Source organism: Microbacterium sp. 22303, from assembly GCF_052045265.1.
GTDB lineage: Bacteria > Actinomycetota > Actinomycetes > Actinomycetales > Microbacteriaceae > Microbacterium.
In genome coordinates this window covers 782,176-797,405 of sequence record NZ_JBQEOQ010000001.1, presented here as the reverse complement: position 1 = coordinate 797,405, position 15,230 = coordinate 782,176, and the positions used below count along the sequence as shown (strand labels likewise).

The 15,230-nt window shown below is 70.0% G+C and carries 14 protein-coding genes; 8 read left to right on the top strand and 6 right to left on the bottom strand.

Annotated features, from left to right (window positions below):
* Positions 1-272: 272 nt before the first annotated feature.
* From ACTJI8_RS03830 to ilvC, 3 genes are all read left to right on the top strand, one after another.
* Positions 273-2,075 (top strand): acetolactate synthase large subunit, encoded by a 1,803-nt coding sequence (locus tag ACTJI8_RS03830; RefSeq protein ID WP_440732070.1) that lies wholly within the window; start codon positions 273-275, stop codon positions 2,073-2,075.
* Between the two features lie 2 nt (positions 2,076-2,077).
* On the top strand, positions 2,078-2,587 hold the full coding sequence (gene ilvN / locus ACTJI8_RS03825) for an acetolactate synthase small subunit (RefSeq protein WP_440732069.1): 510 nt from the start codon (positions 2,078-2,080) through the stop codon (positions 2,585-2,587).
* Between the two features lie 90 nt (positions 2,588-2,677).
* Positions 2,678-3,706, top strand: coding sequence for a ketol-acid reductoisomerase (gene ilvC, locus ACTJI8_RS03820; RefSeq protein WP_440732068.1), 1,029 nt, complete (start codon positions 2,678-2,680; stop codon positions 3,704-3,706).
* Between the two features lie 72 nt (positions 3,707-3,778).
* On the opposite strand, the gene ACTJI8_RS03815 is transcribed toward ilvC, so the two are convergent.
* The 4 genes from ACTJI8_RS03815 to ACTJI8_RS03800 form a co-directional block, all read right to left on the bottom strand.
* The gene (locus tag ACTJI8_RS03815; protein ID WP_440732067.1) at positions 3,779-4,903 is read right to left on the bottom strand and encodes an ABC transporter ATP-binding protein; all 1,125 of its coding nucleotides are present in this window, start codon (positions 4,901-4,903) and stop codon (positions 3,779-3,781) included.
* Positions 4,900-6,432: an ABC transporter permease gene (locus ACTJI8_RS03810; RefSeq protein ID WP_440732066.1), complete on the bottom strand. Its 1,533-nt coding sequence runs from the start codon at positions 6,430-6,432 to the stop codon at positions 4,900-4,902. Before ACTJI8_RS03810 ends, ACTJI8_RS03815 begins: the two co-directional genes overlap by 4 nt.
* A gap of 114 nt (positions 6,433-6,546) precedes the next feature.
* Complete coding sequence (locus ACTJI8_RS03805; protein WP_440732065.1) at positions 6,547-7,599, bottom strand: iron ABC transporter substrate-binding protein; 1,053 nt, start codon at positions 7,597-7,599, stop codon at positions 6,547-6,549.
* 143 nt (positions 7,600-7,742) lie between these two features.
* On the bottom strand, positions 7,743-8,612 hold the full coding sequence (locus ACTJI8_RS03800; RefSeq protein WP_440732064.1) for an amidohydrolase family protein: 870 nt from the start codon (positions 8,610-8,612) through the stop codon (positions 7,743-7,745).
* A gap of 76 nt (positions 8,613-8,688) precedes the next feature.
* On the opposite strand from ACTJI8_RS03800, the gene ACTJI8_RS03795 reads away from it, so the two are divergent.
* The gene (locus tag ACTJI8_RS03795; protein ID WP_440732063.1) at positions 8,689-9,375 is read left to right on the top strand and encodes a FadR/GntR family transcriptional regulator; all 687 of its coding nucleotides are present in this window, start codon (positions 8,689-8,691) and stop codon (positions 9,373-9,375) included.
* Between the two features lie 23 nt (positions 9,376-9,398).
* Here ACTJI8_RS03795 and ACTJI8_RS03790 read toward each other — a convergent pair whose 3' ends face one another.
* On the bottom strand, positions 9,399-10,151 hold the full coding sequence (locus tag ACTJI8_RS03790) for an SDR family NAD(P)-dependent oxidoreductase (RefSeq protein ID WP_440732062.1): 753 nt from the start codon (positions 10,149-10,151) through the stop codon (positions 9,399-9,401).
* Positions 10,148-11,008, bottom strand: a complete 861-nt coding sequence (locus ACTJI8_RS03785) for a fumarylacetoacetate hydrolase family protein (protein ID WP_440732061.1) — start codon at positions 11,006-11,008, stop codon at positions 10,148-10,150. Before ACTJI8_RS03785 ends, ACTJI8_RS03790 begins: the two co-directional genes overlap by 4 nt.
* Positions 11,009-11,177: 169 nt before the next feature.
* On the opposite strand from ACTJI8_RS03785, the gene ACTJI8_RS03780 reads away from it, so the two are divergent.
* Genes ACTJI8_RS03780 through ACTJI8_RS03765 form a run of 4 tightly spaced genes read left to right on the top strand, consistent with a single transcriptional unit; the run spans position 11,178 to position 15,219 of the window.
* Positions 11,178-12,485 (top strand): L-fuconate dehydratase, encoded by a 1,308-nt coding sequence (locus ACTJI8_RS03780; protein ID WP_440732060.1) that lies wholly within the window; start codon positions 11,178-11,180, stop codon positions 12,483-12,485.
* Positions 12,478-13,458: an aldo/keto reductase gene (locus tag ACTJI8_RS03775; RefSeq protein ID WP_440732059.1), complete on the top strand. Its 981-nt coding sequence runs from the start codon at positions 12,478-12,480 to the stop codon at positions 13,456-13,458. The genes ACTJI8_RS03780 and ACTJI8_RS03775 overlap by 8 nt, the downstream gene beginning before the upstream one ends.
* 38 nt (positions 13,459-13,496) lie before the next feature.
* Complete coding sequence (locus tag ACTJI8_RS03770; RefSeq protein WP_440732058.1) at positions 13,497-13,916, top strand: RbsD/FucU family protein; 420 nt, start codon at positions 13,497-13,499, stop codon at positions 13,914-13,916.
* A 34-nt stretch (positions 13,917-13,950) separates the two neighbouring features.
* The gene (locus ACTJI8_RS03765; RefSeq protein WP_440732057.1) at positions 13,951-15,219 is read left to right on the top strand and encodes an alpha-L-fucosidase; all 1,269 of its coding nucleotides are present in this window, start codon (positions 13,951-13,953) and stop codon (positions 15,217-15,219) included.
* The last annotated feature ends 11 nt before the right edge of the window (positions 15,220-15,230 follow it).

Sequence of the window (15,230 nt, the reverse complement as noted above, 5' to 3'; positions counted from 1 at the left end):
CTTGCTGGCCGTCGGGCGCGATGGTGATCTGATTCGGGTCGATATCGCGGCTCGCGCTCTCGGCTCACGCGCCGGGACGCCTGAGCCGGGCTCATACCGCGACGGTGTTCGTCGCGACGAAGAGCCGACTTCTCCGCGCTGCACCCGAGGCGTTCCAGCCCAGCATTCCCGACCCCTGTGGTCCGCCTCGAGCGGACCGGGGCGGAGAGTTCTCCGTGGCGGGGTTCTGTCCCGCCGCTTCCGCCGATCGTCCACCACCGCAAGGAACCCAGATGACCGCTGATACCGCTCCAGCCGTCCCTCGTCCGCCCGCCCGTCCGGCGTCGGCACCCGTTCTCACCGGCGCGCAGGCCGTCGTCCGCTCCCTCGAACTGCTCGGGGTCACCGATGTGTTCGGCATCCCCGGCGGTGCGATCATGGAGGTCTACGACCCGCTGATGAGCTCGACCGAGCTCCGGCACATCCTGGTCCGCCACGAGCAGGGCGGCGGGCATGCCGCCGAGGGCTACGCCACCGCGTCCGGCAAGGTCGGCGTGACCATCGCGACCTCGGGCCCCGGTGCGACGAACCTCGTCACGGCGATCGCCGACGCGTACATGGACTCGATCCCGATCGTCGCGATCACGGGCCAGGTGTTCTCCACGCTGATGGGCACGGACGCGTTCCAGGAGGCAGACATCGTCGGCATCACGATGCCGATCACGAAGCACTCGATCCTCGTCAAGCGCCCCGAGGACATCCCCGGTGCGATCGCGGCAGCGTTCGAGATTGCCTCGACCGGTCGTCCGGGTCCCGTGCTCGTGGACATCACCAAGGACGCGCAGAAGGCGACGGCGCCGTTCGTCTGGCCGCCGAAGTACGACCTGCCCGGGTACCGCCCGGTGACGAAGGCGCACGGCAAGCAGATCCAGGCCGCGGCCACGCTGCTGGCCGAGGCCAAGAAGCCCGTGCTGTACGTCGGCGGCGGCATCATCCGCGGCCGCGCCTCAGAGGAGCTGCTCGCGCTCGCCGAGCTCACCGGCGCCCCCGTCGTCACCACGCTGATGGCGCGCGGCGCGTTCCCCGACTCGCACCCGCAGCACGTCGGCATGCCCGGCATGCACGGCACGGTGCCCGCGGTGCTGGCGCTGCAGGAGGCCGACCTTCTGGTCGCGCTCGGCACGCGATTCGATGACCGCGTGACCGGCAAGGCCGAGCTGTTCGCCCCGAACGCGAAGGTCGTGCACGTCGACATCGACCCCGCCGAGATCTCCAAGATCCGCACGGCCGACGTGCCGATCGTGGGCGGCGTGCGCGAGGTCATCACCGACCTGGAGGTGGCGTTCCGCGGCATCACCGGCGGCGCCAAGGGCGACATCGAGGAGTGGTGGGCGTACCTCGACGGCCTGCGCGCCGAGTTCCCGCTCGGCTTCACGCCTCCCGAGGACGGCCTGATGTCGCCGCAGCACGTGATCCAGCGGATCGGCGAGCTGACCGGCCCCGAGGCGGTCTACGCCGCGGGCGTGGGGCAGCACCAGATGTGGGCGGCGCAGTTCATCAAGTACGAGCGCCCTAACTCCTGGCTGAACTCCGGCGGCGCCGGCACGATGGGCTACGCCGTGCCGGCCGCCATGGGTGCCAAGGTCGCCCAGCCCGAGCGCGTGGTCTGGGCGATCGACGGCGACGGCTGCTTCCAGATGACCAACCAGGAGCTTGCGACCTGCGTCATCAACGACATCCCGATCAAGGTCGCGATCATCAACAACTCCTCCCTCGGCATGGTCCGCCAGTGGCAGACGCTGTTCTACGAGGGCCGGCATTCGAACACCGACCTGAACACCGGGCACGGGACGATCCGGATCCCCGACTTCGTCAAGCTCGCCGAAGCATACGGCTGCCTCGCGATCCGCGTGGAGAAGGAGGAGGAGATCGACGCCGCCATCAAGCTCGCGCTCGAGACGAACGATCGCCCCGTCGTGATCGACTTCGTCGTCAGCGCGGATGCCATGGTGTGGCCGATGGTGCCGCAGGGCGTCAGCAACAGCTACATCCAGTACGCGCGCGACCACGCGCCCGCCTTCGACGAGGAGGACTGATCATGTCCACGCATGTGCTGAGCCTCCTGGTGGAGGACACCCCTGGTCTGCTGACCCGCGTCGCCGGCCTGTTCGCGCGCCGCGGCTTCAACATCGAGTCTCTCGCCGTGGGCGTGACCGAGGTTCCCGGGGTCTCCCGGATCACGGTCGTCGTCGACGTCGAGGACTTCCCGCTCGAGCAGGTGACCAAGCAGCTGAACAAGCTGATCAACGTCATCAAGATCGTCGAGCTGGAGCAGAACGCGTCCGTGCAGCGCGAGCACATGCTCGTCAAGGTGCGCACCGACAACAACACCCGCTCGAACGTGCTGGAGGTCGTGAACCTCTTCCGCGCGTCCGTCGTGGACTACGCCCCCGAAGCGCTGGTGGTTGAGGTCACCGGCGACAAGGGCAAGGTCGACGCACTGCTGCGGGCGCTCGAGCCGTTCGGCATCAAGGAGCTCGCCCAGTCGGGCCTGCTCGCGATCGGCCGAGGCGGCAAGAGCATCACCGAGCGCGTGCTGCGCGGCTGACACAGAACCACGGCCGGTCCCTCGACTGCTGAGCGTGTCGAAGCAGGCGGGCGGCCCGGCATCCAGAACCCCAACAAGGAGAAAACAACAGTGAGCACCGAGATCTTCTACGACGCAGACGCGGACCTGTCGATCATCCAGAACAAGAAGGTCGCGATCGTCGGCTACGGCTCGCAGGGCCACGCGCACGCGATGAACCTGCGCGACAGCGGCGTCGAGGTCGCGATCGCCCTCAAGGAGGGCTCGAACTCGATCGCCAAGGCGACCGAGGCCGGCTTCCCGGTCAAGACCGTCGCCGAGGCGACGCAGTGGGCCGACCTCATCATGATCCTCGCGCCGGACCAGCACCAGCGCGGCATCTACAGCGAGTCGATCGCGCCGAACCTGACCGCGGGCAAGACCCTCGCCTTCGCGCACGGCTTCAACATCCGCTTCGGCTACATCGACGCGCCCGAGGGCGTCGATGTGATCCTGATCGCGCCGAAGGCCCCCGGCCACACCGTGCGCCGCGAGTTCGTGGCCGGCCGCGGCATCCCGGACATCATCGCCGTCGAGCGCGACGCCTCGGGCACCGCCTGGGCGACCGCGCTGTCCTACGCGAAGGCGATCGGCGGCACCCGCGCCGGCGTCATCAAGACGACCTTCACCGAGGAGACCGAGACCGACCTGTTCGGCGAGCAGGCCGTGCTCTGCGGTGGCATGAGCCACCTCGTGCAGGCCGGCTTCGAGGTGCTCACCGAGGCGGGCTACCAGCCGCAGATCGCCTACTTCGAGGTGCTGCACGAGCTCAAGCTGATCGTCGACCTGATGTGGGAGGGCGGCATCGCCAAGCAGCGCTGGTCGATCTCCGACACCGCCGAGTTCGGTGACTACGTCTCCGGCCCCCGTGTCATCGACGCCGGCGTCAAGCAGCGCATGCAGGAGGTCCTCGCGGACATCCAGTCCGGCGCCTTCGCGACCCGCTTCATCGAGGACCAGGACAACGGCGCCGTCGAGTTCCTCGCCCTCCGCGAGAAGGAGCAGGGTCACCCGATCGAGGCTACGGGCAAGGAGCTGCGCGCTCTGTTCGCCTGGAAGTCGCAGGACGAGGACTACGTCGAGGGCAGCGCCGCGCGCTGACCTCGCCAGCCATACGGAGCGGGCGTCCCTTTCGGGGGCGCCCGCTCTTCGTCCACGAGCGACGGCGCGGCGCTACACAGGGAAGGCCACGCCCTCGCCGACCACACGCAGGGCGATGCGCTGGCCGGGCCGGGTCAGAGCCGCGTTCCAGTGCCGGATCGTGATCGTGGGCGGTTCCGCGGACAACCGAGGATCGGTGTCGGTGCGCGGCTCCAGGTGGATCCGCACCGACGATTCCGCGCCGAAGTACACGCCCTTCTCCACGGTCGCGCGGATGGGCGAGTCGGCGACGAGCTGCACCTGCTCCGGCCGGAGCATCAGCTGCACGTGGCCTCGCGCCGGCGGGTTGCGCACCGGCACATAGCCGAGCGCGCAGGAGGCGAGGGACCCGTCCAGCCACGCATCCAGCACGATCGCATCGCCGAGGAACTCCGCCACGCCGCGGTCCACGGGGCGCGTGTACACCACGAACGGATGCCCGGTCTGCACCAGGCGGCCGTCGCGCATGACGGCGACCTGGTCGGCGAAGCTCAGCGCCTCGGACTGGTCGTGCGTGACGAGGATGGTCGTCGTCCCGGCATCCGTCAGTATTCGCGCCACCGCCTCGCGCGTCGCGGCGCGCAGGCCGGTGTCGAGCGCGGAGAACGGCTCGTCCAACAGCATCAGCTCGGGCTCGCGCGCAAGCGCCCGGGCGATCGCGACGCGCTGCTGCTGTCCTCCGGAGAGCTGATCGGGGCGCCGGTCCGCGACGTCGCTCGGGAGCGAGACGAGGTCCAGCAGCTCGGCCACCCGGCGGTTCCGTTCGGCTCGGCTGAGATCGTCCAGCCCGAAGGAGATGTTGCGCGCGACCGTCAGGTGCGGGAAGAGCCCGCCGTCCTGCGTGACGTAGCCGATGTCGCGGCGGTGCACGGGCACCCAGGTTCCGGGCCCGACGACCGTGGCGGAGCCGAGCACGACCTCGCCCTCGTCGGGGCGCTCGAAGCCGGCGATGATCCGCAGCAAGGTGGTCTTGCCCGAGCCCGAAGCGCCGACGATGGCCGTGATGCCGCCGGTCTGCACGGCGAGATCGACGCCGTGCAGCACGCGATGGCCTCCGTAGGAGGCGGTGACGCCGGCGACCTGCAGGTGCGCGGTCGGCAGTGGGCCCGTGCCGGGGGAGGGCACGGCGCCGACGGATCCGAGATTGTGTGCGGTCATGCGGTCTCCGTGGTCGTGGGGGCGGATGTCGTGGAGCGGCCGGCCGATACGTCCGCGGTGGAGAGCACCGTGGACTGGCGGAACAGCAGGTAGGTCATGGGGGCGGAGAGCACGATCAGCAGCGTCGCATAGGGCGCCGCGCCGGCGAAGTCGATCTCGCTCGACAGGCTCCAGAACCGCGTGGCCAGCGTCTGCACCCCGATCGGCGAGAGCAGCAGCGTCGCGGTGAGCTCCCCGGCCACGGCGAGGAACACCATCGCCAGGGCAGCGGCCGTGGCGGGGGCCACCAGGCGCAGGGTGACTCCGATGAACGCGCGCAGCGGGCGGCGCCCGAGAGCCTGCGCGGCCTCCTCCAGGCTCTGCGGCGCCTGTGCGATGCCCGCCTGCAGCGGCACCAGTGCGCGGGGCAGGAACAGCAGCGCGTACGCGAGGAGCAGCAGCGCGGTGGTCTGGTACAGCGCCGGCACGAAGAAGAGCGAGACGGTGACGAGCGCGAGCGCGAGCACGATGCCCGGCATCGAGCTCGTGACGTAGTTCGTGCGCTCCAGCAGTCGGCTGAACGCGCCGGGTCGGCGCACCGCGAGCCAGGACAGGGGGAACGCGGCGAGGACCGTGACCACGCCGCCGCCGAGAGCGAGACCGAGGGTCTGCAGCAGCGTCGGCACGAGATCGGGCGCCGTCCAGACCGCCGCACCGCCGTAGGCCAGCCATCCGCCGATCACGACGGCGGGCACTCCGAGGGCGGCGATCCCGAGTGCGAGCAGGGCGACCTGCGCCGGGAGCTGCCATCCGCGCAGCCGGATCCGGCGGGGCGGTGCCGCGGAGCCGGATCCGATCCGTGCATAGCGGGCGCGTCCTCGGGCCCGGCTCTCCAGCAGGAGCAGGGCGAAGCACAGCAGCATCAGCACGCCGGAGAGCATGCTGCCTGCGGAGCCGTTGAACGTGGACCGGTACTGATCCATGATCGCGGTCGTGAAGGTGTCGAACCGGATCAGCGCGAACGCGCCGTACTCGCTCAGCAGATGGAGCCCGACGAGCAGCGCACCACCGAGCAGCGCCAGCCGCAGCTGTGGCAGCACGGTGCCGAAGAACACGCGCACCGGTCCGCGGCCGAGGCTCGCGGCGGCCTGCTCGAGAGCGGGATCGAGTCGGGCCAGCGCCGCGCGCACCGGCAGATACACGAGGGGGAAGTATGACAGGGTCGCCAGCAGCACACCGGATCCGAGTCCGGCGAGCGAGGGGATCGCGGAGACCCAGGCATAGGAGTTGACGAACGCGGGGATCGCCAGCGGCATCGCGAGCATCGCGCCCCACGCGCCGGCGCCCGCGAGCGATGTGCGCTCCACGAGCCAGGCGCCGCCGACCCCGATCACGGCGCACAGCGGCACGGTGATCGCGACGAGGAGCACGGTGTTCGTGAGCAGCTCGCCGACGCGGGGTCGGAAGATGAGCGCGGCCGATTCGGCCCAGCCGATCTGCGCCGCGGTCGCCACCACGAACAACAGCGGCAGAAGCGAGAGCGCCGCCACGACGACGCCCGCCGCGATGACGACCCAGGACCCCCGGGAGACGCCGCGGGGCGGCCGGAGCTGTCGCGCTCCGGCCGCGACGCGGGAGGTGGTCGTCGTGGTGATGTCTGCGCCTTAGAGCAGGCCAGCCTGGGTCATCAGATCGGTGACCTGCTTGGAGTTCAGCGTAGCCGGGTCGATGGTCGGCGCCTGCAGGTCCTTGAGGGGGACGAGCTTCGGGTTGGCGGCCACCCCGGATCCGACCGGGTACTCGAACGAGGTGCCGGTCTGCAGGATCTTCTGACCCTCCGAACCGGTGACGAACGCGAGGAACTTCTGCGCGGCGGCCTGGTGCTTGCTCGACTTCAGCACGCCACCGCCGGACACGGAGACGAACGCGCCCGGATCCTGGTTCTTGAAGTAGTGCAGCTGCACGTTCTTGGAGTTCTCACCGGTCTCGGCCTGGTCGCCGAACCAGTAGTAGTGGTAGATGACGGCGCCGTCGATCTCGCCGGCGTTCACGGCCTTCATCGCGGTGGAGTTGCCCTTGTAGGCGACGGAGTTCGTCTTCATGGCCTTCAGCCACTCCTCGGCGGCGTCGGCGCCCTTGAGCTGCACGAGCGCCGAGACGATGGCCTGGAAGTCGGCGCCGGACGGGGACGCGGCCCAGCGGCCCTTCCACGACGGGTCGGCGAGATCCATGAGCGACTTCGGGAGCTGAGCCTCGGTGAGCTTCGACGTGTTGTACGCGAACACGGTCGAGCGGGCGGCGATGCCCACCCACTTGCCGGAGGACGGGCGGTACTCGGTCGGGACGTTCTTGAGCGCCTCATCGCCCGGCGAGGTGAACAGGCCGGCCTTCTCGACGGCCGACATCGACGGCGAGTTCTCGGTGAGGAACACGTCGGCGGGGGAGCGATCGCCCTCCTGGATGAGCTGCTGCGACATCTCGGTGTCGTCGCCGTTGCGCACCTGGACCTTGATGCCGGTCGCCTTCGTGAACGCGTCGGTCCACGACTTCGTGAGCTCCTCGTGCTGCGCGTTGTAGATCGTGATGGTCTGACCGGCGAGGTCGTCGCCGCCACCCGTGCTGGAGGTCGGCGCCGGGGAGCCGCTGCAGGCGGTGAGCGCGAGGGCGACGGCGGAGGCCGCCGCGGCGGCGGAGAGCAGTCGGAGGGAACGGTTCACGGAGTGTCCTTCGTGGAGGGAGAAGTGCGGGAGTCGCGAATCACATAATAGGTAAGGCAAGCCTCACCCAACAACCTGATGACCTTCCTGTGAACGGCACGGAATCGGCGCGGAACCCCCGGCGGGCAACCGCGAGGAGCGGGTCAGGCCACGCCGTAGAACCACGCAGCGTTGTCCCAGAAGATCGCGTCGACGTCGAGGCCGCGCTCGACGGCCCAGTCCGCCACCGTTCGCGCCCAGAGGTCGCGGCTCTCGGGTCGGTACTCGTGCGCCGTGCCGGTGACGGCGGAGACCGGCCAGTCGCTGCCCCAGAGCAGCCGGTCCGATCCGAACGCCTCGGCGGCCGCGTCGAGGAAGGGGATCACCTGCGCCGGGCTCCAGGAGCCGCCGGCCTCGGCAGGGAGGCCTGACAGCTTGACGGACACCTGCGGATGCACCGCCAGGTCTGTCATGTCGCTGAGCCAGACGCCGGAAGGGCGGAGCGGATCCGAGGCGGTGCCGATCGCGGGCTTGCCGAGATGGTCGAGCACGATCGGCAGCGCGGGCACCGCCGCCGCGAGGTCGGAGAGGTCGGGCAGCTGATGGGCGCGCACGCACGCGTCGAATCGGAGCCCGTGCGCGGCGAGGGCGGCCGCACCGTCGCGGAAGGCGTCGCTGCGCGCGGTGCCATCGGGCTCGTCCTGCAGGTTGTGCCGCACTCCGACCACCCCGTCGAGTGCGGTCAAGGCCGAGAGATGCACAGCCGTCTGCTCGCCGCGGTCGAGCCGGGCACCTGCCACGATGCCGACGACGCCGGTGGCCGCGGCGGTCTCCGCGACCCAGCGCACCTCATCGAGGAACTGCCTCTCGACGCACTCCGCCTGCACGAAGATCGCCGCGGCGCGTTCGACGCCGTCGACGGCTGCCTGCGCAAGCTCTTCGGTCGCGTAGCGACGGGCCAGCGGCCCGGCGAGCCACTCGTAGACGAGGCGGGACGGATCCCACAGATGCAGATGGGAGTCGAGTACGCGCATGGGCACATCCTTCCGCAGATCGACGCCGTTGTGGCGCAGACATCCGATGTTCGTGAAAAGCCCCTAGGATGACGCCATGGCAGTCACCGACGAGGCGATCGAGAAGATCAAGGCGATGATCGTGTCGGGCGAACTCGGCCCGGGCGACCGGCTGCCCCCGGAGAAGGAGCTTGCCGAGCGGCTCGGTCTGAGCCGTAACTCGATGCGGGAGGCCGTCAAGGCGCTCGAGGTGATCCGCGTCCTCGATGTGCGTCGCGGCGACGGCACATACGTGACGAGTCTCGAACCGCATCTGCTGCTCGAGGCGATCAGCTTCGTCATCGACATGCACGACGACGACTCCCTGCTCGAGCTGTTCGCCGTGCGCCGCATGCTCGAATCCCAGGCGACGGGCCTTGCCGCGACGCACGGCGACGACGAGGCGATCGCCGCCCTGCAGGCCGAGATCGCCGGCGTCGATGCGGGCGTCTCGATCGACGACCTCGTCGCGCACGACATCCGCTTCCACCAGGACATCGTGCGGATGACCGGCAACGGATATCTCGCGAGCCTCATCGACAGCCTGTCGAGTCAGACCATCCGGGCCAGGGTGTGGCGCGGTCTCACCGAGCAGGGCGCCGTCGAGCGCACGCTCTCCGAGCACCGTGCCATCGCCGACGCGATCGCGCAGCACGATCCGTCTCTCGCGACCTCGCTCGCCACCGCGCACATCGCGGGTGTGGAGCGCTGGCTGCGCCAGGCCACCCAGGCCACCCAGGCCTGAGCCCGGGCGGCCGAGCGTGGGGCCTATTCCGCCCGCAGGCGCAGCTGGGCCATCCCGCCGTCCACCTCGATGAAGGTGCCGGTGGTGGATCCGGAAGCGGGGCTGACGAGGTAGACCACGGCACCGGCGACCTCGTCCGGCGACACCAGCCGGCCGTGCGGCTGGCGGGCGCTGAGCGCGGCGCGCTCTGCAGCGGGGTCGGCGGCGGAGTCGAGCAGGCGCCCGACCCACGGGGTGTCCGCGGTGCCGGGGTTGACCGCGTTCACCCGGATGCCCTCGCGGAGGTGGTCCGCGGCCATGGCCCTGGTGAGGGCCGACACCGCGCCCTTCGATGCGGAGTAGAGCGCACGCTGGGGCAGGCCGGTGGTCGAGGCGATCGACGCGGTGTTGCAGATCGCCGCGGCGGGGGAGCGTCGCAGCCAGGGCAGCGCCGCGGCGGACACCCGGGCGATGCCGGTCACGTTGATCGAGAGCACGCGTGCCCATTCGTCGTCATCGTTCGCCGCGACGTCGCCCTGGGCGCCGATCCCGGCGTTGTTCACGACGATGTCGATGCGACCGAAACGCTCGCCGATCGCGGTGATCGCGGCGTCGACGCTCGCACGGTCCGACACATCCGCGGTGAACGCGGCGAATCGCGCATCGGCGCCGGTCACGTCCCGGTCGAGCACGGCGACCTGCGCGCCCTGATCGTGCAGCTGCGCGGCGATCGCCGCACCGATCCCTGACGCGCCGCCCGTGACGATCGCGACGAGTCCCTCGACCTGACCGGTCATGCCTGTGCCTCCCATGCCTTGAATTCCTGACGCTGGCCGCCCAGCCCCTCGATGTCGATCTCCACGACGTCCCCGGCGCGCAGGTACGGGAACTTCCCGCCGAACGCGACGCCCTGCGGCGTGCCCGTGAGGATCAGGTCCCCGGGTTCGAGCGTCATGTACTGCGAGATGTGGTGCACGATCTCGGCGACCGAGAAGATCATGTCGTTCGTGTTCGAGTCCTGCCGCGGTTCGCCGTTCACGAAGCTGCGCAGCCGCAGGTTCTGCACGTCGACCTCGTCGGGCGTGACCAGCCACGGGCCGGTCGGATTGAACCCGAAAGCCGCCTTGCCCTTCGACCACTGCCCGCCGGAGACCTCCATCTGGAACGCCCGCTCGGAGACGTCGTTGCAGACGACGAACCCGGCGATGTGCGCAGCGGACTCGGCGGGGGAGTCGAGGTAGGCGGTGCGGGATCCGATCACGATGCCGAGCTCGACCTCCCAGTCGGTCTTCTCGCTGCCGCGTGGGATGGTCACCGCGTCGTCGGGGCCGACCACGGTGTTCGGGGTCTTCAGGAACAGGATCGGAACCGTGGGCGGCTCCGCCCCCGACTCGCGGGCGTGCGCGGCGTAGTTCTGCCCCACGCAGATCACCGCGCTCGGGCGTGCGATCGGCGAACCGATGCGAAGCGCGTCCGCCTCGACGAGCTCCGGCAGGGTGCCGGCATCGAGGGCGGCACGTGTGCGCCCGACCGGATCGGTGGCGAGGAAGTCGCCGTCCACATCGGAGGTCACGGACCGCAGATCGTACGTACGGTCCTCGGCGATGACGACGGGGATCTCGGATCCGGAGTCGCCCAGACGCGCGAACTTCATGATTCTCCTGCCTTGTCTCGGGGATGGATGGATCCTCCGCCAGAACGGCGAGGGCGAACGCATCCCGCGTTGACAGTATAGACATCCGATGTTTACACTCCAACTGTCGAGAAGCGATCCGGTCGTCCGCGCCCCCGGTTCTCGACATCAGGCCCAGAACAGGAGAACCGTGAGCCGCATCGTCGCGCTGGAGACCAGCGACATCCGATTCCCCACCTCGCTCAGCCTCGACGGCTCCGACGCGATGAACCCCGACCCCGACTACTCCGCGGCATACGTCATCGTGCGCACCGACGCGGCGGACGGCATCGACGGGCACGCCTTCGTCTTCACGATCGGCCGTGGCAACGATGTGCAGGTCGCGGGGATCGACGCGCTCGCCGGGCACCTGGTCGGCCGTGAGCTGGAGCCGCTGCTCGACGACATGGGCGGGACGTTCCGAGAGCTCATCGGCGACTCGCAGCTGCGCTGGCTCGGGCCGGAGAAGGGCGTCATGCACATGGCCATCGGCGCCGTGATCAACGCCCTGTGGGACATCAAGGCCAAGCGCGCCGGGCTCCCGCTCTGGCAGCTGCTCGCCCGGATGACCCCGGAGGAGCTCGTCGAGCTCGTCGACTTCCGCTATCTCACCAACGCCCTCACCCGTGAGGACGCGCTGGCGATCCTCCGTGACGCCGAGTCCGGCCGTGCCGAGCGCGAGCAGCAACTGCTCGCCACCGGCTACCCGGGCTACACCACGAGCCCGGGCTGGCTGGGCTACTCGGACGAGAAGCTCGAGCGCCTCGCCCGGGAGGCGATGGCCGACGGGTTCACGCAGATCAAGCTCAAGGTCGGCGCCGACCTCGACGACGACATCCGCCGGTTCCGCAAGGCCCGCGAGGTGTGCGGCCCCGACTTCCCCATCGCGATCGACGCGAACCAGCGCTGGGAGGTGTCCGAGGCCATCGCCTGGGTGAACGCTCTCGCCGAGTTCCACCCCGCCTGGATCGAGGAGCCGACCAGCCCCGACGACGTGCTCGGCCACGCCGAGATCGCGCGAGGCGTCGCGCCGATCCGCGTCGCGACCGGCGAGCACGCGCAGAACCGGATGATCTTCAAGCAGCTGCTGCAGGCCGAGGCGATCCAGGTCATGCAGATCGATGCCGTGCGCGTCGCGGGCGTGAACGAGAACATCGCGAACCTGCTGCTCGCCGCGAAGTTCGGCGTCCCGGTGTGTCCGCATGCCGGCGGCGTCGGCCTGTGCGAGGCCGTGCAGCACTTGTCCATGTTCGACTTCGTCGCCGTCTCCGCCAGCCGCGAGGGGCGCATGATCGAGTACGTGGATCACCTGCACGAGCACTTCGTGGTGCCGACCGACATCCGTGGTGGCTCGTACACCGCGCCCACCGAGCCCGGCAACGGCATGGAGATGAAGGCGGCCAGCCGCGCCGAGTTCACCTGGACCGGCGAGCGCCGTGAGGCGGGCGCGCATGTCTGAGTCCGTCGACACCGCCGCCCGGCCCGCGATCCCGGCTCTCGGGTACGGCGCCGCGAACGTGGGCAACCTGTTCCGCGCGCTGACCGACGAGGAGGCCTGGGCGGTGCTGGATGCCGCGTGGGAGAGCGGGATCCGGCTCTACGACACGGCGCCGCACTACGGGCTCGGCCTCTCCGAGCGCCGGCTCGGCGCGTTCCTGAGGACGAAGCCGCGCGACGAGTACGTGCTCTCCACCAAGGCGGGCCGGCTGCTGCGCCCGAACCCCGAGCACGTCGCGGGCGGACTCGACACCGCCAACGACTTCTTCGTCCCGGACGACCTGCAGCGGGTGTGGGACTTCTCGGAGACGGGGATCCGCGCCAGCCTCGACGAGTCTCGCGAGCGCCTCGGCATCGAACGCATCGACATCCTCTACCTGCATGACCCGGAGCGGCACGACCTGGATCTCGCGCTCGCAGAGGCGTTCCCCGCGCTCGAGTCGCTCCGTGCGGAAGGGCAGGTCGGGCGGATCGGCATCGGATCCATGACCGCCGACGCGCTCACCGCCGCGGTGCGCTCCGCCGACCTCGACACGATCATGGTGGCCGGGCGATACACGCTGCTCGAGCAGCCGGCGGCGGTCGACGTGCTTCCGGCCTGCGCCGAGCACGGCACGGACATCGTCGCCGCCTCGGTGTTCAACTCCGGGCTGCTCGCGCAGAGCGAGCCGCGCCGTGACGGACGCTACGAGTACGGGGCGCTGCCGGAGGAGCTCTGGCAGCGGCTCACCCGGATCGCCGAGATCTGCCGCGCGCACGACGTGCCGCTGCCGGCTGCCGCGATACAGTACCCGCTGCAGTCCCCGGTCGTGACCTCGGTCGTGGTCGGCGGAAGCCGTCCGGAGCAGCTTCGCCAGAACGCGCAGCTCGCCGCGATCGACATCCCCGCGGAGCTCTGGGGAGAGCTCGCGGCCGAGACGCTCATCCCGGCTTGAGCGGCGACCGGCGCAACGGCCACGACGAAGGGAACGACATGCTCGAAGGAATCGACCCGCTGCTCACCGGTGAGCTGCTGCTGCACCTCGATCGGATGGGCCACTCGGACGCGGTCGTCATCGCCGACGCGCATTTCCCGGCGTGGGCGCTCGGCGCGCGCGTCGTCGATCTGCCCGGTACGACGACGCCCGCTGTGGTCGCGGCGATCCGCTCGGTGCTGCCGCTCGACGACGCCCCCGGCATGGACCTCATGGAGTCCGCCGACGGGTCCGTGCTCGACGTGCAGCGCGAGCTCATGACCGCGGCCGGCACCGAGGAGCGGACCACGCGCTTCGTGGAGCGCTTCGCGTACTACGACGTCGCGAAGGGCGCCTACCTCATGGTGCGCACGGGGGAGACCCGCAAATACGGCAACGCGCTGCTGCGCAAGGGCGTCGTCGGGCACCCCTCCGTCTGAGCCGCACCACCCCAGGAACGAGAAAGAGGCAGGGATGCGACAGCAGTGGTTCGACGAGGCCCGGTTCGGGATGTTCGTGCACTTCGGCCTGTACAGCGGAGCCGCGCGGCACGAGTGGGTGCAGAACTACGAGCGCCTGACCGCCGAGGAGTACCGGGTCTACTTCGACCACTTCGACCCCGATCTCTTCGACGCCGCCGCGCTCGCCCGCCGCGCGAAGGCGACGGGGATGGGATATGTGGTGCTCACCACGAAGCACCACGACGGCTTCTGCCTGTGGGATTCGGCGCTCACCGACTACACCTCGGTCACCGCGTGCGGTCGGGATCTCGTCCGCGAGTATGTCGACGCGCTGCGGGCGGAGGGGCTGCGAGTGGGCCTGTACCACTCGCTGATCGACTGGCACCACCCCGACTTCACCGTCGACGCCAACCACCCGCGCCGCGACGACGCGATCGAGCTCGATCGCAACCGCGAGCGCGACATGGACCGCTACCGGGCGTATCTGCACGGACAGGTGCGCGAACTGCTCACGCAGTACGGCGACATCGACTACCTGTTCTTCGACTTCACCTACCCCGAGGCGAAGGACGGCTGGGAAGGCAAGGGGCCGCGCGACTGGGACGCGGAGCCGCTCCTCGCTCTCTGCCGCGAACTGCAGCCGCAGATGCTCGTGAACGACCGCCTCGGGATCCCCGGCGACTTCGTGACCCCGGAGCAGTATCAGCCGACCGCGCCGATCGTGGTCGACGGCCAGCCGCAGGTCTGGGAGGCGTGCCAGACGATCAACGGCTCCTGGGGCTACCACCGCGACAACCACGACCAGAAGTCGGCTGTGCTGCTCGCGCAGATGCTCGCCGACTCCGTGTCGATGGACGGCAACATGCTGCTCAACGTCGGGCCGGACGGCCGGGGGAGCATCGCCCCCCGCGATGAGCGGGTGCTCGCCGAGCTCGGCGAGTGGATGCGGCTGCACCGCCACGCGATCGTCGGTGCCGGGCACGCTGCCTTCGCCGCTCCCCGCGAGGGCGTCTACACCCGACGCGGGGACCGCCTCTACCTGCACCTGTTCTCGTGGCCGCTCGGATACGTGCACCTCGAGGGCCTCGCCGACCGGGTGACCTACGCGCGGCTGCTGAACGACGGATCCTGGCTGAAGACGTCGGTCACCAATCCTGACCAGGAGGCGACTCTCATGACGCCGGCGGGGGAGGCTGAGGGCACTCTGACGGTACATCTGCCCGTGCAGCGCCCCGACGTGCTGATCCCCGTCATCGAGCTGACGCTCGCACCGGGCGCCTGACCGGCGCGGCC